The organism is Halomonas cibimaris (assembly GCF_055379665.1).
In genome coordinates this window covers 2,490,277-2,507,526 of sequence record NZ_AP043828.1, presented here as the reverse complement: position 1 = coordinate 2,507,526, position 17,250 = coordinate 2,490,277, and the positions used below count along the sequence as shown (strand labels likewise).

Genomic DNA, 17,250 nt, shown 5'->3' with positions numbered 1-17,250 from the left:
TTCATGCTGAAAGTCGGTTTTGTTGGATGGCGCGGCATGGTGGGCTCGGTGCTCATGCAGCGGATGCTTGAAGACGGGGATTTCAACGGCATCGAGCCTACCTTTTTCACCACCTCCCAGGTCGGCCAGCCCGGGCCAGATATCGGCGCTGAGGTCCCCGCGTTGAAAGACGCCTTTGACCTGAGCGAGCTCAAAGCGCTTGACGTTATCGTCACCACCCAGGGCGGCGACTATACCAAGGCGGTCTACGCCGATTTGCGTAGCGGCGGCTGGAACGGCTACTGGCTCGACGCGGCCAGCACCCTGCGCATGGCCGACGACGCCACCGTGGTGCTCGACCCGGTCAACCGTGCGGTGATTGATGCCAATCTGGCCCGCGGAACAAAAACGTTTGTCGGCGGCAACTGCACCGTCAGCCTGATGCTGATGGGCCTTGGCGGGCTGTTTGAGGCCGACATGATCGAGTGGATGACCTCGATGACCTATCAGGCCGCGTCCGGCTCCGGTGCCAAGCACATGCGCGAGCTGCTCAACCAGATGGGCGGGCTGCGCGACAGCGTCGGTGAAGAGCTCAAGGATACGTCCAACGCGATTCTCGACATCGATCGCAAGGTCACCGCGGCCATGCGCAGCGGCGATTTTCCCACGGACAACTTCGGCGCGCCGCTGGCCGGCAGCCTCTTGCCGTGGATTGACAGCAAAATGGACAGCGGCCAGAGCCGCGAAGAGTGGAAGGGCGGTGCTGAGACCAACAAGATTCTCGGCCTGGAAGACAACCCCGTGCCCATCGACGGGCTTTGCGTGCGCGTGGGTGCCATGCGCTCGCACAGCCAGGCGTTTACCATCAAGCTCAAGCAGGACGTGCCGCTTGACGAGATAGAAGACCGTCTGGCCAAACACAACGACTGGGTGAGCGTGGTGCCCAATGACAAGGACGCCACCATCGAGCGGCTGACGCCGTCGGCCGTTACCGGAACGCTTAACGTGCCGGTAGGGCGGCTGCGCAAGCTGGCCATGGGCGGGGAGTATCTCTCGGCCTTCAGCGCCGGTGACCAGCTGCTGTGGGGTGCCGCCGAGCCTATCAAGCGCATGCTGACCATACTGCGCGAGCAGTAAAAAACGGTGAAGTCACCGCGAACGGGCGCCGGGCCAGCGCCCGTTTTTTGTTTGCAGATCGTGCTGGCTTTTCCGGTGCAGGCTTTTCCGATACTGGCTTTTCCGGTACTGACGTTTCCGGTACAGCGTGATGCACTTTCACAAGAGATAAGCGACTCATGAAACGATCACCCGTACTGGCGGGGCTGCTCGTGCTGATGCTGGCGCCGCTGCCGGCCTGTGCTGACGACGGCGAGCCAGAAAGCGCCGGCCTGCGCGATGCGCTGTCTCATACGCAGCAGTCACTCCATGTCAGCAGCGGTGACGCGCTATGGAACGTCGCCAAGCGTGTCAAGCCCGCCGCGGCCAGCGTCGAGCAGGCCATGCTGGCGCTGGTGGCCGCCAACCCCGAGGCCTTTCCCAGCGGCAACATCAACGACATGAACGCCAACGCCGAGCTTCGCGTGCCCGGCGTTGCGCGCATGCTGAGCCGCAGCAAGGCCCAGGCGATACAAACCATCGACTACATGAATATCGCCTGGCGTATCCGCGGCCCGAACGGGCCGGTGCACGTGCCGCTGGGGCCGGAAGACGCCGCCGCGCAGCAGGCGCTGGCAGACCGGACGCGCAAGCCGGCGCTGCCGGTGCAAGATACGGCGTCTCTGGACGCCGACGCGGCGGCCCTGGCCGCCCGGCTGGGCCAGCTGAACGGTCAAGACGAGCGTGAAGCCATGCAGATCAAACTGGAGCGTATCACCGCTCAGCGTGACCGGCTGCGCGACGAGGTCACCCGGCTGAAAACCGAAATGACGCGGCTGACCGAAGAGCTGGCGCTTCAGGAAGTTGAGCTTGCGCGTCGGGAAGTTCGCGAGCGCGCAGCGCCAGGGGGCGCCGGCGAGCAGGGCGCTACCGGCCAGGGGGCGCCTGTCGCACCGGCCAGCGAGCTGGCCGTGGCCCGGCGCGGCATGCTGAGCCTGGCCGCGCAATACCGCTGGCCGCTGGTGGCGGGCGCGCTGGTGACGGTGTGGCTGGGCTGGCGCTACCGCCGGCGCTTTACCGCCGGATTTGCCCCTTCCCGGGGCGAGCAGGAGAATGCCGCCCGCAGCGGCGAAAAGGTGGCATTCACGCCGTCGAGTCAGGATAATACGCGTTCGTTTTCCTGAATGATGTGAGTTGATGACGCTGTTTGACCGCTTTGACGAAACCACGCCGCTGACCGGGCGGCTGGCCATGGGGATCGAATACGACGGCAGCGGCTACTGCGGCTTTCAGCGCCTGAGCCACGCCGCCTCGATCCAGGGCGCGCTGGAGCATGCTCTAAGCCGGGTGGCCAATGCGCCGGTGCGTGTTCACGCCAGCGGCCGTACCGACTCCGGCGTACACGCCACGCGCCAGATCATCCACTTTGATCCGCCGGCGCTGCGCACCGAGAAAGGCTGGGTTTTTGGCGCCAACGCCAACCTGCCCCGGGATATCGCCGTGCGCTGGGTCAAGGCCGTGCCCGATGACTTTCACTCGCGTTTGAGCGCGCTGGCCCGGCGCTATCGCTACGTGCTGGTCAACCAGCTCCACCGGCCGGTGCTGGAGCGCGCCAACGTGACCTGGTGTCGCGACCCGCTGGACGTTGATGCCATGCATCGCGCCGCTCAGGCGCTGGTCGGCGAAAACGATTTTTCCAGCTTTCGCGCCGCCGGCTGCCGCTCGAAGACCCCCTGGCGGCACCTGCATTTTCTTGAGGTCACCCGCCACGGCCCGCTGGTGACGGTGGATATCCAGGGCAACGCGTTTTTGCACCACATGATTCGCAACGTAGTCGGCGCGCTGGTGAGCGTGGGGCGCGGTGCCCAACAGGAAGACTACATGGGCCGGCTGCTGGCGCTGAAAGACCGCAAGCAGGGTGACGTTACCGCGCCGGCCTGCGGGCTGCATTTTGTGGACGTGCGCTACGAAGAGGCCTTTGCCCTGCCCGAGGAGCCGCTGGGGCCGGGGCTTTTGTTCTCGACCGGGGAGTGGACCGGCGAGCGGCCGATTCCTGATTCGCACATGGTGCGCCTGCGCCGCGGGCGGCCGCGCATGGCCGAGTGCGGTAACGGCCGCCGGGAGAGCGTGTCATGAGCGCAGTGCCTGCCCGTACCCGCATCAAGTTCTGCGGGCTGACGCGCCCGGCGGATGTTCGCCGGGCCGTGGCGCTCGGGGTGGATGCGCTGGGCTTTGTGCTGTGGCCCGCCAGCAAGCGCGCCGTGGATGTCGCAACCCTTGCCGAGCTTGCCGCCGAGGTACCGGCCTTTGTGACGCGAGTAGGATTGTTTGTGGACGCCGCGCCCGAGCTTGTCGAGCAGTGCGCGCCGCATCTTGATCTGCTGCAGTTTCACGGCAACGAGTCGCCCGCCGAGTGCGAGCGCTACGGCCGCGCCTGGATCAAGGCGCTGCGCATGCGCGACGGCCTTGATCTGCACCGGGAAGCGGCGCGCTATTCGGCGTCTTCGGCGCTGCTGCTGGACGCCTACCGCCCCGGCGTACCGGGAGGCACAGGCGAGGTTTTCGACTGGTCGAGAATTCCCGCTACGCTAACAAAACCTGTTATTCTCGCCGGGGGCCTGACGCCTGATAATATCGGCCGCGCGATCCATCAGGTTGGCCCGCATGCCGTTGACGTTTCCGGCGGCATCGAGGCGTTTCCCGGCGGCAAGGAATCGGCCGCCATGGCGGCTTTTGTCCGCGAGGTGGCTATTGCCAACCAAACGCGCAAGACGACCGGATAACGGCTTGCGCGGCAAGGAACCGGGCCTTGCGTTTACCGGTCAACTACTTTTTGCCAGAACCGCCTTCCCGTGAGGGAAGTCACCTCGGGGCCGCGCGCCGGGGAGCAGGCGGCTGGCTTAACTCTTGGCGTTTTTTGTGAGGTGCACCCGTGAGCGTTTCTGCTACCCAGCCCGGCGCGACCCCGTTTAGCGAACTGACCCGGATGCCCGATGCCCGAGGCCACTTTGGCCCCTACGGCGGTCGCTTCGTATCCGAGACCCTAAGCTTTGCTCTGGAAGATCTGGAGCAGACATACGCCAGTCTGCGTAACGACCCCGCCTTTCAGGCGGAGTTTGACCGTGATCTGGCCCATTACGTGGGCCGGCCATCGCCGCTGTACCACGCCGAGCGCTGGTCCAACGCCCTTGGCGGCGCACAGATCTGGCTTAAGCGTGAAGACTTGAATCACACCGGCGCCCATAAGATCAACAACACCATCGGCCAGGCGCTGCTGGCCAAGAAAAGCGGCAAGCCGCGGGTCATTGCCGAAACCGGCGCCGGCCAGCACGGCGTTGCCAGCGCCACCGTAGCCGCCAGGCTAGGGCTTGAGTGCGACGTCTACATGGGCGCGACCGACGTCGAGCGCCAAAAGCTCAACGTCTACCGCATGCGGCTGCTGGGTGCTCGGGTGATCCCGGTGGAATCCGGCACCAAAACGCTGAAAGACGCGATGAACGAAGCCCTGCGCGACTGGGTCACCAACGTGGATAACACGTTCTATATCATCGGCACCGTGGCCGGGCCGCATCCGTATCCGCTGCTGGTGCGCGATTTCAACGCCGTGGTCGGGCGCGAGGCGCGCCGCCAGTCGCTTGACCAAATCGGCCGGCTGCCCGATGCGCTGATTGCCTGCGTCGGCGGCGGCTCCAACGCCCTGGGGCTGTTTTATCCGTTCGTGGAAGACGAAGGCGTCACCATGTACGGCGTTGAGGCCGGCGGCGACGGCGTGGCAACCGGCCGCCACGCCGCCCCGCTGTCGTCCGGCGCGCCGCGCGGCGTGCTCCACGGCAACCGTACCTACCTGATGTCCGATGAGGCCGGCCAGGTGGCGGATACCCACTCGGTTTCCGCCGGGCTGGACTACCCGGGCGTGGGCCCTGAGCATGCGCTGTGGAAAGATGTCGGACGCGTTCACTACGTGGCCGCCAACGATGACGCAGTGCTCGATGCGTTTCGCGAACTGACGCACATGGAAGGCATCATGCCGGCGCTGGAGTCGGCCCATGCGCTGGCACATGCCAAGGTGCTGGCCCCCACCATGCGGCCTGACCAGCACATCGTGGTCAACCTTTCCGGGCGCGGTGATAAAGACATCATGACGGTGGCCAAGCTGGACGGCATCGAATTTTAAAGACCCGATTTTTTTCAGGGCTCGTCTTTAATAGCCCGTTTTCAAGGGACAATCATGAACCGTATTGATCAACGATTCAGCGAGCTTAAACAGCAAGGGCGCCGTGCGCTGATCCCGTTCATTACCGCCGGTGATCCGGCGCCGCGTTATACCGTTACCTTCATGCATGCACTGGTAGAAGCCGGTGCCGATATCATCGAACTGGGCGTGCCGTTTTCCGACCCCATGGCCGACGGTCCGGTAATCCAGAAAGCCTGTGAGCGAGCGTTGGCGGCCGGCACTCGGCTGGTGGACCTGCTGGACATGGTGGCCGAATTTCGCCGCAGCGATACGGCCACGCCGGTGGTACTGATGGGCTATTTAAACCCGGTGGAACGCATTGGCTACCGGGCCTTTGCCGAACAGGCGGCCCGGGCCGGCGTTGACGGCGTGCTGATGGTTGACATGCCCCCGGAAGAGGCCGACGAGCTGGCCCCGCTGCTCAAAGAGCAGGGCGTGGCCGCGATTTTCCTTGTCGCGCCGACGACCTCTCGGGAGCGCGCAGCGACCATCTGTGCCCAGGGGCAAGGCTATCTGTACTACGTCTCGCTCAAGGGCGTGACCGGCTCGGCGACGCTGAACGCCGTCGATGTGGCTGAGCACCTGGCGCCGCTGCGCGCGCTGACCACGCTTCCGCTGTGCGTGGGGTTCGGCATCCGTGACGGCGCCACCGCCGCTGAAGTGGCCAAAGTAGCCGACGGCGTCATTGCCGGCAGTGCGCTGGTCAGCCGCATCGCCGATAACACGGCAACGCCCGAGGCGATTCCCGATGCTTTGAAAGCCGTGCTTGGCGATATGCGCCGGGCCATGGACGCGGCCACCGCACCGGCCTCGGCAGATGCGCCGCGCTGATGCGGCCTTTGCGGTCGTGCGATGTTCCGAACCCGGCCCTGCCGGGCGTAAACCCGTAACGGAAGCCTTTGATAACGGAAGCTTTGTGATATGAGCTGGCTAGATAAAATTGTGCCCTCGACGATGGGGCGAATCCAGCGTAAAGACCGTCGTGCCACGGTGCCCGACGGCCTTTGGCGCAAGTGCCCCAAGTGCGACGCCGTCCTTTACCTGCCCGAGCTGGAAAAGCTCAACAGCGTGTGTCCCAAGTGCGACCATCATCTGCGCCTGACCGCGCGCAAGCGGCTGGACTGGTTTCTCGACACGGATGATCGCGAAGAGCTTGCCGCCGACGTGCAGCCGGTGGACCGGCTGAAGTTTCGTGACTCAAAGAAGTACCGCGACCGTTTGACGGCGGCGCAAAAAGCCACCGGCGAGAAAGACGCGCTGATTGTCATGCGCGGCCGTCTTGACGGCATGCCGGTGGTGGCGGTGTCGTTTGAGTTTACCTTCATGGGCGGCTCCATGGGCGCGGTGGTCGGTGAAAAGTTCGTTCGTGCGGCAACGCTTGCCCGGGAAGAGAGATTGCCGCTGATCTGCTTTGCCGCTTCCGGCGGGGCACGGATGCAGGAAGCGCTGTTTTCGCTGATGCAAATGGCCAAGACTTCAGCGGCGCTTGAGCGGCTGAAAGAGGCCGGCGTGCCGTATATTTCGGTACTGACCGATCCGGTTTTCGGCGGCGTATCGGCTTCGCTTGCCATGCTTGGCGACCTTAACGTGGCCGAGCCCAATGCGCTGATCGGCTTTGCCGGCCCCCGGGTGATCGAGCAGACCGTGCGTGAAACGTTGCCCGAAGGCTTTCAGCGCAGCGAATTTTTGCTTGAGCATGGCGCGGTGGACATGATCGTACATCGCCACGAAATGCGTGCTCGCCTGGCCGGGATGCTGCGCAAGCTGACCGGGCTGCCGCTGGCTGAGGCCCCGCGTGACGATGCGGAGCCGGCCCCTGAGCCCCGGGCCGAAGCCGCCGTAGCAGAGCCCGCCGGTGAGACCGACGATAGCGGCGACGCGATGGCTGAACCGCCCCAGCAGGCAGAGCCGGAAAAAGCCGAAGACGCGCCCGCCGACGATGGCGAAAACGCCAGTGCAGACGCCTTGCCAAACGCCGATGAAACGCCGCCTGCGGCCGAGGAAAAACCAGACGATGACGCCGGTGACACGCCCCGCAATGGGTGATTCGCCGGGAGCATCCTCGTCTCTGGGTGACTGGCTGGCCTACTGGGAGCGCCTGCACCCGACGGGTATCGACATGGGGCTTGAACGCGTGCGCGAAGTGGCTCGGCGCATGGCGCTGCTCAAGGATGGCCGCCTGTCAGCCAGCGCCGCCCGAGTGATTACCGTGGCCGGCACCAACGGCAAAGGCTCCACGGTAGCGCTGATAGCAGCGCTGGCGCAGGCGCACGGCAAGCGCGTCGGCACGTATACCTCACCGCACTTGCTGCGCTACAACGAGCGGGTCAACCTCAACGGTGAGCCGGCAAGCGATACCCGGCTGGCGGCCGGCTTTGCCGCGGTGGAACAGGCGCGCCGCGAGGCGGGTGTCAGCCTGACCTACTTCGAGGCGGGAACGCTTTGCGCGCTGTGGTGCCTGGCCCGGGCCGGGCTGGACGTGCTGGTGCTGGAAGTGGGGCTGGGCGGGCGGCTGGACGCGGTGAATATCATCGACGCCGACGTCGCCGTGGTGACCACCATCGCCCGGGATCACGCCGGCTTTCTGGGCTGCGATCTCGACCAGATCGGCCGGGAGAAAGCCGGTATCTTCCGCCCCGGGCGCCCGGCGGTGCTGGGCAGCGAGGCACTGCCCGCAAGCGTTGCCGAGACAGCCGCCGACCTTGGCGCGCCGGCGTACGCGCTGGGCCGGGATTTCTCTCGCACGCCGGCGGGTGATGCCGGATGCGAGCCGGGCGAATGGGCGTTTCACCGCGCGGCGGGGCCTTCGCTTGCCGCCTTGCCTGACCCCGGCCTGCCGCTGGATAACGCCGCCGCTGCGTTACAGGCGCTGGCGCTTGCCGGCGTCGATCTCACGTCGCCCGCGGCCCGCCGGGCCATGGGACAGGTTTGCCTGCCCGGACGCATGCAGTGGCGCGGCCAGTGGTGTTTGGACGTAGCCCACAATCCCCACGCCGCCGCTTACGTAGCCGGCCGCCTGCAAACGCTGCCCCAGCGCGGACGCCGCTGGTGCCTGCTGGGTATGCTAGACGACAAAGACGCGGCCGGCGTGATAGCAGCGCTGGCGCCGGCGATCAGCGACTGGGTATGCGTCAGCCTTGCCGGCCCGCGAGGGCGCGATGCCCAGGCGCTGGCAGCGGACGTTGTGGCCGGGGGCGGGCGCGTGCGCTACTGCGCGGCCTCGCCCGAGGCCGGCGCCGAATGGCTCGGCGAGCAGCTGGCGGACGACGATCGTGTGCTGGTGGCCGGTTCGTTTTTCACCGTTGGGGCGCTGCTGGCTATGCCCCGCTTTGCCGCCGACGTTTAACCGCCGTAAGACGGCTCGGCAGGGACTGACCTGGAGGGGACAGCTATGAAATACGGCAAGACCGAACGTATCTGCGGTATGGTTATCCTGCTGGCGCTGGCCGCGATCCTCGTTCCCTGGCTGATGAGCGATCCGGCCCCGCGCGACGCGTCGCCCCCGCCGTCCTTTGACATCGAAACGCCCGTGGATGCGCCGCGTCGCGACATCTCCGCGCCGCAAAAGCCCGCGTCCATTGCAAAGCCCACTGCGCCCGAGCCGGCGGCCCCTGAGCTCGGCACGCAAGGCCCCAGTGTGGCCGACTCTGCTGGAACCGAGCCTGACAGGACTGAGGCGGATAGGACTGACCCGGATAGGGCCCGGGCCGATGCGCCGGCCGCCGCCGAGCCGCCGGCCGGCACCGTCGACGATGCGCAAAACGCCGAGGCCTCGCCCGAGGCCGGTCGCCGGCCGCAAAGCAGCGATACGATAAACGATCCCATCGCCGCGCTGGTGCGCCAGGGCGGCAGGGGCCCCGAGGCCGTCGAGAGCGGGGAATGGGCGGTTCAGGTCGGCAGTTTCGGCCAGGCCGACAACGTCCGTCGGCTGAAAAAACGGCTCGAAGACCAAGGCTTTCGCGTGTATACCCGCGCCCGGGATAACGACCTGACCACCGTGCTGGCAGGCCCCTACGGCAGCGCCGAAGACGGCGAGCGAGCCCGTGCGCTGATCAAGCAAAAGGCCAATCAGCAGGGCCTGCTGATTCGCATCAAGGACTAGACTCCGTGGCGCTGACCTGGATCGACATGCTGTTTCTTGCCGTGATGGCGCTTTCCATGCTGGCCGGGTTTGCCCGGGGGCTGGTGCGCGAAGCGCTGGGGCTTGCCGCTTGGGTGGCGGCCCTGGTGGCGGCGAAGGCGCTGGCGGAGCCTGTGGCCGCGATGCTTGACGGCGTTATCGAAAGCTTCGATGCGCGCCTGGTGCTGGCGTTTGTGCTGGTGGTGCTGGCGGTCATTTTGCTTGCCGGGTTGGTCATTCGCCTGCTGCACGCAGCGATTGTCTGGGTAGGCATGGGTTTTCTCAATCGCCTGGCCGGCGCAGTATTCGGGGTGATACGCGGTGTGGCGGTGCTGCTGGTCGCCACTGTGCTTTTGACGCTCACCCCGCTTGAGCAGCTTCAGGCGTGGCAGGACGCGCGCCTGCGCCCGACCTTCGAGCAGCTGCACGGCTGGGCGCTGGGCCAGCTTGAGCAGTGGGGCCAGCCGCTGCCGGAAGCGCCGCGATCCATTCGCGATATTGGACTGCCGGGTTTCAGCCGGGGCGACGCGACCTGACGCGCACCGGCCAACGCAGCATCCGCCCGGGCGCCGGGCGCTTATGAATTCCAATGGCTTAGGCCTGCTTGGCAAGTCGTGACAACGCGAGGTAAATAGCATGTGCGGTATCGTTGGCCTTATGGCTACCCAGGCGGTGAACCAGGCGATCTACGACGCCCTGACCGTGCTTCAGCACCGGGGCCAGGACGCCGCCGGCATGATGACCTGGGACGAAGGACGCTTTTTTCTGCGCAAAAGCAACGGTCTTGTGCGCGATGTGTTTCACACCCGCCATATGGCGCGGCTGAAAGGCAACCTGGGCATCGGGCATGTGCGTTATCCAACGGCCGGCTCGTCGAGCGAGGCGGAATCCCAGCCGTTCTACGTCAACTCGCCCTACGGTATTGCGCTGGCGCATAACGGCAATCTGACCAACTCGGATCGGATCAAACAGGAGCTTTTTTCCACCGATCTGCGCCACATCAATACCAGCTCGGATTCGGAAGTGCTGCTTAACGTGTTTGCCCATGAGCTTGGCAAGCAGGGGCTTCATCTCGAACCCGAAGACGTGTTTGATGCCGTGCGCCGGGTGCATCGCCGCTGTAACGGCGGCTACGCGGCGGTTGCTGTGATCAACGGCGTGGGCATGGTGGCGTTTCGCGATCCCAACGGCATTCGTCCGGTGGTGTTCGGCACTCGGGAAATCGAGGGCAAGCAGGAAGTTATGGTGGCGTCGGAATCCGTGGCGCTGGACGTGGGCGGCTTCGAGCTTGCGCGTGATCTGGCGCCGGGCGAGGCGGTGTTTGTCGACATGGACGGCCGCGTGCATACCCAGATTTGCGCCGACCGCCCGCGACTGCGTTCGTGTATCTTTGAGCATGTCTATCTTGCGCGGCCGGACTCGATTCTCGACGGCGCCTACGTCTACGGCACGCGCATGCACATGGGGCGCAAGCTGGGTGATCGCGTGCTCAACGAATGGCCCGACCACGACATCGACGTGGTCATCCCCATTCCCGATACCTCGCGGACGTCAGCGCTGGAAATGGCCCAGCATCTGGGCGTGACCTATCGCGAAGGCTTTATGAAAAACCGCTATATCGGGCGCACTTTCATCATGCCGGGGCAGACCCAGCGCAAGAAATCCGTGCGTCAAAAGCTCAACGCCATCGACATCGAGTTCAAGGACAAAAACGTGCTGCTGGTGGACGACTCCATCGTGCGCGGCACCACCTGCCAGCAGATTATCCAGATGGCCCGGGACGCCGGGGCGCGCAACGTCTACTTTGCCTCGGCGGCGCCGCCGGTGCGCTATCCCAACGTCTACGGCATCGACATGCCCGCGGCCAGCGAGCTGATCGCCCACGGCCGCAGCGAGGCCGAAGTGGGCGAGCTGATCGGCGCTGACCGGATTTTCTATCAGGACCTGGACGACCTCAAGGCCGCCTGCCGCGAGGTCAATCCCGATTTTGAAGGCTTTGACTGCTCGGTGTTTGACGGCGACTACGTGACCGGCGACATCGACGCGGCCTACCTGAATGCCCTGGAAGCCAGCCGCAGCGACGCCGCCATGGACGAAAGCGCCGGGGACCACGCGCTGGTCGGCATGCACAACCAGGACGACGATCTGGACGACTGAGCGATTACCCGGGAGCCTGTATGCACGATCATTCATCGCACGACGATTCATCGCACGATCATTCACCGCACGACGGCGCATACGAGGCGCCGTGGTCGCGGGAAACGCTGGCCATTCGCGCAGGCCACGAGCGCAGCTTTGAGCAGGAACACGCCGAGCCGATTTTCCCTACCTCAAGCTTTGTCTACCAAAGCGCCGCCGAGGCGGCGCGCAAGTTCAGCGGCGAAGAGCCGGGCAATATCTATTCGCGCTTTACCAACCCTACGGTCAACACCTTTGAGCGTCGCCTGGCGGCCATGGAAGGCGGCGAGCGCTGCGTGGCGACAAGCTCAGGGATGTCGGCCATTTTATGTACCGCGCTTGCGCTTTTGTCCGCCGGCGATGAAATCGTCGCCTCGCGCTCGCTGTTCGGCTCCACGGTGAGCCTTTTGGACAAGTACCTGGCCAGGTTCGGCATCGTCACCCGCTACGTCGAGCTTTCCGACCTTGACGCCTGGGAGGCGGCGATCACGCCGGCGACGAAGCTGCTGTTTGCCGAAACGCCGTCCAATCCGCTGTCGGAAGTCGCCGACATCGCCGCGCTTGCCGATATTGCCCATCGCCACCGGGCGTGGCTGGCCATCGACAACTGCTTTTTGACCCCGGCACTGCAGCGCCCGCTGGCGCTGGGCGCGGATTTGGTCATTCACTCGGCGACCAAATACCTTGACGGCCAGGGCCGGGCGGTTGGCGGCGCGGTGGTCGGCGGCCATGACCTGCTCGAAGGCGTGTTCGGCGCGGTGCGCACCGCCGGGCCGTGCCTGAGCCCGTTCAACGCCTGGATTTTCACCAAGGGGCTGGAAACCCTGGGGCTGCGTATGCGCGCCCACTGCGACAACGCCGCCCGGCTGGCCGAATGGCTGGAGGCGCATCCGGCGGTGGAGCGGGTCTACTACAGCGGCCTTGCAAGCCATCCCCAGCATGCGCTGGCATCGCGCCAGCAGGCAGGCTTCGGCGCGGTGCTGGGTTTTACCGTCAAAGGCGGGCAGCCGGGCGCCTGGCAGGTGATCGACGCCACGCGGCTGCTCTCGATTACCGGCAATCTGGGCGATGTTAAATCAACCATTACCCACCCGGCGAGCACCACCCACGGGCGGCTTTCCAGCGAGCAGAAACAGGCCGCGGGCATTGTTCCCGGCCTGCTGCGCGTGTCGGTCGGGCTTGAGGCGCTGACCGATATTCGTACGGATTTGGCGCGAGGGCTGGACGCGCTGGCGCGCAGCTGAGTCCGCGGGCCGGCAACGATTTTTTGCACGACAGCGTACGAGTATTTTCAATGCTGTAGCGTCGCCCGTTGGTTATGCTGCTACGTCACCTTGAACTATTAAAAAAGGAACGTGGATATGTGGCGCAACACGCGTAGCGGCTGGGGGTGGGTCAGCATTACGCTGCATTGGCTTAGCGCGCTGGCCGTTATTGGCCTGTTTGCCCTGGGCTGGTGGATGACCGGGCTGGACTACTACGACCCCTGGTATAACCAGGGCCCGTGGCTTCATCGCTCGGTAGGTGCGCTGCTGCTGCTGGCGACCGTTTTCCGGCTGGTCTGGCGGCTTTTTCATCCGACACCTCGGGAAGACGGCAGCCGCTTTGAGGCCGCAGCGGCGCGCGCCGGCCATCTGCTGCTGTATGTCTTGCTGCTGGTGGCGCTGGTCAGCGGCTATCTGATTACCACGGCCAAGGGGAGCGGGGTGAGCGTTTTTGGCTGGTTTGAGCTGCCGGCGACGCTATACGGCTACGATAACCAGGCAGAGATCGCCGGAACCGTTCACTGGTACAGCGCGCTTGCACTACTGGTGCTGGCCGCCGGCCACGGCCTGATATCGCTGAAACACCACTGGATCGACAAGCGGCAAACGCTTGTGCGCATGATCAGCGCCCAGTACGCAAAACGTGATTAACACAGACCATTTCTGCAAGGAGAACACAGAATGTCGACCGTCAATACGCTTAAAAAGACCGCCACGGCGGCGGCCGTTGCCGCTGTACTGCTGCCGTTCACCCAGGCCCAGGCCGATACCTACAAGGTGGACGTGGACGGCCAGCATGCGTTTGTCCAGTTCAAGATCACCCACCTGGGCTATTCCTACATCCTCGGCAGCTTTGAGGAATACAGCGGCGAGTTCGACTACGACTCGGCCAATCCTGAAGCCTCCTCCGTTGAGTTTGAAGTAGACGTGGCAAGCCTTAACTCCAGCCACGCCGAGCGCGATCGTCATATTCTGGGCGAGGACTTTCTCAACGCCGATAAATACCCCACGGCAACGTTTTCCTCTACTGACTTTGAATCCACCGGCGAGGGAGAAGGGGTCATCACCGGTGAGCTGACGCTGCACGGCGAAACCCAAACCATCGACATGCCGGTGACGCTGGTGGGCGAAGGCGAAGACCCCTGGGGCGGCTATCGCGCCGGCTTTGAAGGCAGCACCACGCTTACGCTTTCGGACTTTGGCATCAATATGCAGAAATTTCCCGAGCCCATGCAAGAGCTGGAGCTTTACGTTACCTTTGAGGGCATTCGTCAGTAACCCGGCCTGATACCCGAAACGCCACCGCCTTGGCCTGGCCGAGGCGGTGGCGTTTTGCGTTCAAAAAGCGGTTTTTTACACAGGAGCCCCCCTTGGCAGCAGCACCGCAGACAACCGTGCCGCCGGCATCCGCATCGCTGGGCCGGCAGCTATGGCAGCAAACCTGGCCTATGGCGATCGGCGTTTTCTCGCTTCTGGGCTTTCAGCTGGTGGACAGCGCCTTTATTGCCCGGCTGGGTACCGGGCCCTTGGCGGCCCAGTCGTTTACCTTTCCGCTGTCGTTTTTACTGATCGGCTTTCAGGTGGGTATCGGCATTGCCATCGCCGCGCTGATTTCTCGGGCGCTGGGCGCGCTGCAGCACGCGCGTGCCCGGCGGCTGAGTACGCTGGTGCTGATGGCAGGCAGTGCGATGATCGGCGCGCTGGCGCTGGGACTTTGGCTAGGCCAGCGGCCGGTGTTTATTGCCATGGGCGCAGACGATGCCGCGCTTGGCTATATTGCCCGCTACTGGCCGGTGCAGCTGCTGGCCGGCTGGCTTGGCGCGCTGGCGTACTTTGCCTACAGCGTTTTTCGCGCTCACGGCAACACGCGCCTGCCCGGCAACATGATGCTGGTGACCAGCCTGATTAACCTGGCGCTTGATCCAGTGCTGATTTTTGGCGTTGGCCCCGTTGGCGGGCTGGGCCTGCCCGGTGCGGCCTGGGCCAGCGTCATCGCCTTTGCCGCGGGGTTGGGCATTACCCTGCATCGGCTGACCCGCCGCCAGTGGCTGACCCGCCGGGGGCTTGGCGCCGAGGCTCGACAATCGTTCAGGCCCTTTGCCGGTATTGCCGGCCCAGCGATGATCAGCCAGCTCATGCCGCCGCTTTCTGCCATGCTGGCGGTGGCCGTGGTGGCCTCGCTGGGTGAAACCTTCGTGGCTGCCTGGGGGCTTGCCAGCCGTCTGGAGACGCTTTCGCTGATGGCGATTCTGGCGTTGACCATGTCGCTGCCGCCGTGGCTCGGGCGCTGCTACGGGGCCGGCGACTGGCCCCAGATACGCCGGCTGATGCGGCTGGCGCTAACGGTTGCGGTGGTCTGGCAGCTGGCGCTTGGGGGCATCATGGCGCTGGCCGGGCACTGGGTCGCCACGGTGCTGGCCGGCCAGCCCGCGGTGCAGCAAGAGCTTACGCTGCTGATCCGCTTTTTGCTGCCCAGCTACGCCGCTTTGGGAGTGTGCATGCTGGTGGTGTCGGCGGGCAACGCGCTGGGCTTTCCGCTGTGGTCCATGGCCATGTCGGGGGTACGGCTGTTTGTGTGCTACCTGCCCTGTCTGTGGGCAGGTATGCAGCTTGGCGGCTGGGCAGGGCTCGCCGCGGGGGCGGCTTTGGGCAACCTGTTGGCGGGCTTTGTGGCCTGGCAGCTGCTGCGGCGAATGATCAAGGCATAGCCCTGCCGCTGGGGCAGCCCTCCGGCAGGCTATGAGTCTTTGACGGCCAGCAGGGGTTACATCTCGCTGCTGCGGCGCTTTTGGAACGCAAAGTAGATAAACAACACCGCCATGGCCAGATAGCCGATGACAAAGTCCGGCGCGGCGTTGAAGGCCATTTTCGACGCGTGCATCAGCCCGACAAAGGCAAAGCCGGCGGCCAGTACGGCAAAAGCCGCAGCCCGGCGGAACTGATGATCAATGACCGATACCGTTATCGCCCCGAGGAAAATCGCCATGAACATGGCCCCCTGGCCCATCGCTTCAATCGAGCTGGAAATACCGCTGACCACCTCGCCGGCGTCGCGGTTAAACCGCGTCATCAGGTAGTTGGCAAAGTAGGGCAGCATGGCAAGGGCCACGGCCGGATAGTAGCGGGTATCGTTGGACTGAAACGCCGTGGCGATCATGGACACCCCCACAAACACAAGAATCGGTGCGACCACCGAGACCGGGATAATCGCCGCCAGCGCGGCGATCAGGCCGAACATGGTGGCCAGCGCATATACCGCGCCGTTGAGCAGGCTGTAGCCGCGTCCGGCCCCCATCCATTTGGCACCGACGGTGGCGATGTATACCGTGGTCGGGAACACCCCGCCAAACAGCGCGCCGATCATCGTACCGGCGCCGTCCACGGCCTGGCACTCGCGCACGTCGTACTTGTCGCCGGCGGCTTCCATGGCCTCGACGTTGTTCATGGTTTCAATGGCGTTATACAGCGTGATGGGCAGCACCACGGTGAGAACGGCCAGCATTCCGGTAAACAAAAGCCCCAGCCCTTCAAACCACGCCGCGTTGGGCAGCAGCGGATAAAACCCCAGGTGCGTGAAGGCATCGCTGAACGTGTTGCCGTCGGCTTCGCCGATCAGGTAGGCCAGCAGCGTGCCCAGAATAATCGCAAACAGCGAGGTGGGAATGCGCAGCGGCATGCTGACCCGGGCGATTAGCCCCACGATGATCAGTGCCAGCACCACCAGTCCGACAAGCGGAATTTCCAGAGTTTTGAACAGCATCTCGCCGGCGATAAACGTCAGCGCCACCCCGGCCACGGCCCCCAGCATGGCGGCCCGGGGCAGGTGATACTGCACCCAGCGGCCCACCAGGCTGATGGCCGCTTCGATGCCGCCGCTGATAAAGCACGCCGCCACGGCGACTTTCCAGGCAAGCTCAGCGTCGCCGGTGAGCTGTTTGGCCGGCAGCAGCACGCCGAACAAAAATACAAACATGACCGGGGTGGAAATGCCGTAGGACAGCGCGGTGACGTCGCTGCGGTTTTCGCGCCGGGCCAGCCGCGCGGCGGTAAAAGCGTAGTAGAAATTGCCCACCATGACCGCCATGGCAGCACCGGGCAGCACCTGACCGTAGACGATAGACGCCGGAAAGCCCATGCCCAGCATGGAGATGGCAATAATGACGAAATTGGCAATGTTGTTTTGAAACAGCGCAAAAAACGCGTCGGTATCTTCTTTTTTGTACCAGGGATAGCGGATGCGAGGGTGGGTAGAAAGAGAAGCGTCGTGAGAGTGGTCGGCCGCCATGGTAAGCCTCTTGGTTGCGCTTGAGTGGGAGGCGCAGCGTATTGCTGACTGAACGGTCAAGCGCTGCGCAAGCGTGAGACGCCGCACGGGCGCC

General features: G+C 64.6%; 16 protein-coding genes. 15 read left to right on the top strand and 1 reads right to left on the bottom strand.

Going from position 1 to position 17,250, the window contains the following annotated elements; genetic code table 11:
• Nucleotides 1–3 precede the first annotated feature (3 nt).
• The 15 genes from asd to ACZ415_RS11595 all read left to right on the top strand — a co-directional run bounded on the left by asd (nucleotide 4) and on the right by ACZ415_RS11595 (nucleotide 15,579).
• Nucleotides 4–1,116, top strand: a complete 1,113-nt coding sequence (asd, locus tag ACZ415_RS11665) for an aspartate-semialdehyde dehydrogenase (protein WP_344704599.1) — start codon at nucleotides 4–6, stop codon at nucleotides 1,114–1,116.
• 158 nt (nucleotides 1,117–1,274) lie between these two features.
• Entirely contained in the window at nucleotides 1,275–2,258 is a 984-nt protein-coding gene (locus ACZ415_RS11660; RefSeq protein ID WP_344704603.1) for a FimV/HubP family polar landmark protein, read from the top strand.
• A gap of 13 nt (nucleotides 2,259–2,271) precedes the next feature.
• A complete protein-coding gene (gene truA, locus ACZ415_RS11655) occupies nucleotides 2,272–3,210 on the top strand; it encodes a tRNA pseudouridine(38-40) synthase TruA (protein WP_344704605.1) in 939 nt (312 codons plus the stop codon).
• A complete protein-coding gene (locus ACZ415_RS11650; protein ID WP_344704607.1) occupies nucleotides 3,207–3,857 on the top strand; it encodes a phosphoribosylanthranilate isomerase in 651 nt (216 codons plus the stop codon). The genes truA and ACZ415_RS11650 overlap by 4 nt, the downstream gene beginning before the upstream one ends.
• A gap of 203 nt (nucleotides 3,858–4,060) precedes the next feature.
• A complete protein-coding gene (gene trpB / locus ACZ415_RS11645) occupies nucleotides 4,061–5,248 on the top strand; it encodes a tryptophan synthase subunit beta (RefSeq protein ID WP_344704675.1) in 1,188 nt (395 codons plus the stop codon).
• A 54-nt stretch (nucleotides 5,249–5,302) separates the two neighbouring features.
• A complete protein-coding gene (gene trpA, locus ACZ415_RS11640; RefSeq protein WP_344704609.1) occupies nucleotides 5,303–6,139 on the top strand; it encodes a tryptophan synthase subunit alpha in 837 nt (278 codons plus the stop codon).
• 90 nt (nucleotides 6,140–6,229) lie between these two features.
• The gene (gene accD, locus ACZ415_RS11635; RefSeq protein WP_344704611.1) at nucleotides 6,230–7,354 is read left to right on the top strand and encodes an acetyl-CoA carboxylase, carboxyltransferase subunit beta; all 1,125 of its coding nucleotides are present in this window, start codon (nucleotides 6,230–6,232) and stop codon (nucleotides 7,352–7,354) included.
• The gene (folC, locus tag ACZ415_RS11630) at nucleotides 7,347–8,654 is read left to right on the top strand and encodes a bifunctional tetrahydrofolate synthase/dihydrofolate synthase (RefSeq protein WP_344704676.1); all 1,308 of its coding nucleotides are present in this window, start codon (nucleotides 7,347–7,349) and stop codon (nucleotides 8,652–8,654) included. The genes accD and folC overlap by 8 nt, the downstream gene beginning before the upstream one ends.
• A 45-nt stretch (nucleotides 8,655–8,699) precedes the next feature.
• Complete coding sequence (locus tag ACZ415_RS11625; RefSeq protein WP_344704613.1) at nucleotides 8,700–9,410, top strand: SPOR domain-containing protein; 711 nt, start codon at nucleotides 8,700–8,702, stop codon at nucleotides 9,408–9,410.
• A gap of 5 nt (nucleotides 9,411–9,415) precedes the next feature.
• The gene (locus ACZ415_RS11620; RefSeq protein ID WP_344704615.1) at nucleotides 9,416–9,964 is read left to right on the top strand and encodes a CvpA family protein; all 549 of its coding nucleotides are present in this window, start codon (nucleotides 9,416–9,418) and stop codon (nucleotides 9,962–9,964) included.
• Nucleotides 9,965–10,064: 100 nt separating this feature from the next.
• A complete protein-coding gene (gene purF, locus ACZ415_RS11615; RefSeq protein WP_344704617.1) occupies nucleotides 10,065–11,585 on the top strand; it encodes an amidophosphoribosyltransferase in 1,521 nt (506 codons plus the stop codon).
• Nucleotides 11,586–11,605: 20 nt separating this feature from the next.
• Nucleotides 11,606–12,850 (top strand): O-succinylhomoserine sulfhydrylase, encoded by a 1,245-nt coding sequence (locus ACZ415_RS11610; RefSeq protein WP_344704620.1) that lies wholly within the window; start codon nucleotides 11,606–11,608, stop codon nucleotides 12,848–12,850.
• Nucleotides 12,851–12,967: 117 nt separating this feature from the next.
• Nucleotides 12,968–13,522, top strand: coding sequence for a cytochrome b (locus tag ACZ415_RS11605; RefSeq protein WP_344704622.1), 555 nt, complete (start codon nucleotides 12,968–12,970; stop codon nucleotides 13,520–13,522).
• Nucleotides 13,523–13,552: 30 nt separating this feature from the next.
• Entirely contained in the window at nucleotides 13,553–14,149 is a 597-nt protein-coding gene (locus ACZ415_RS11600) for a YceI family protein (RefSeq protein ID WP_344704624.1), read from the top strand.
• A 170-nt stretch (nucleotides 14,150–14,319) separates the two neighbouring features.
• Nucleotides 14,320–15,579 carry an MATE family efflux transporter gene (locus tag ACZ415_RS11595; protein WP_344704677.1) on the top strand — a complete coding sequence of 420 codons (1,260 nt, stop codon included), beginning with the start codon at nucleotides 14,320–14,322 and terminating at the stop codon, nucleotides 15,577–15,579.
• A gap of 56 nt (nucleotides 15,580–15,635) precedes the next feature.
• On the opposite strand, the gene ACZ415_RS11590 is transcribed toward ACZ415_RS11595, so the two are convergent.
• A complete protein-coding gene (locus ACZ415_RS11590; protein WP_344704626.1) occupies nucleotides 15,636–17,156 on the bottom strand; it encodes an NCS2 family permease in 1,521 nt (506 codons plus the stop codon).
• Nucleotides 17,157–17,250 lie beyond the last annotated feature (94 nt).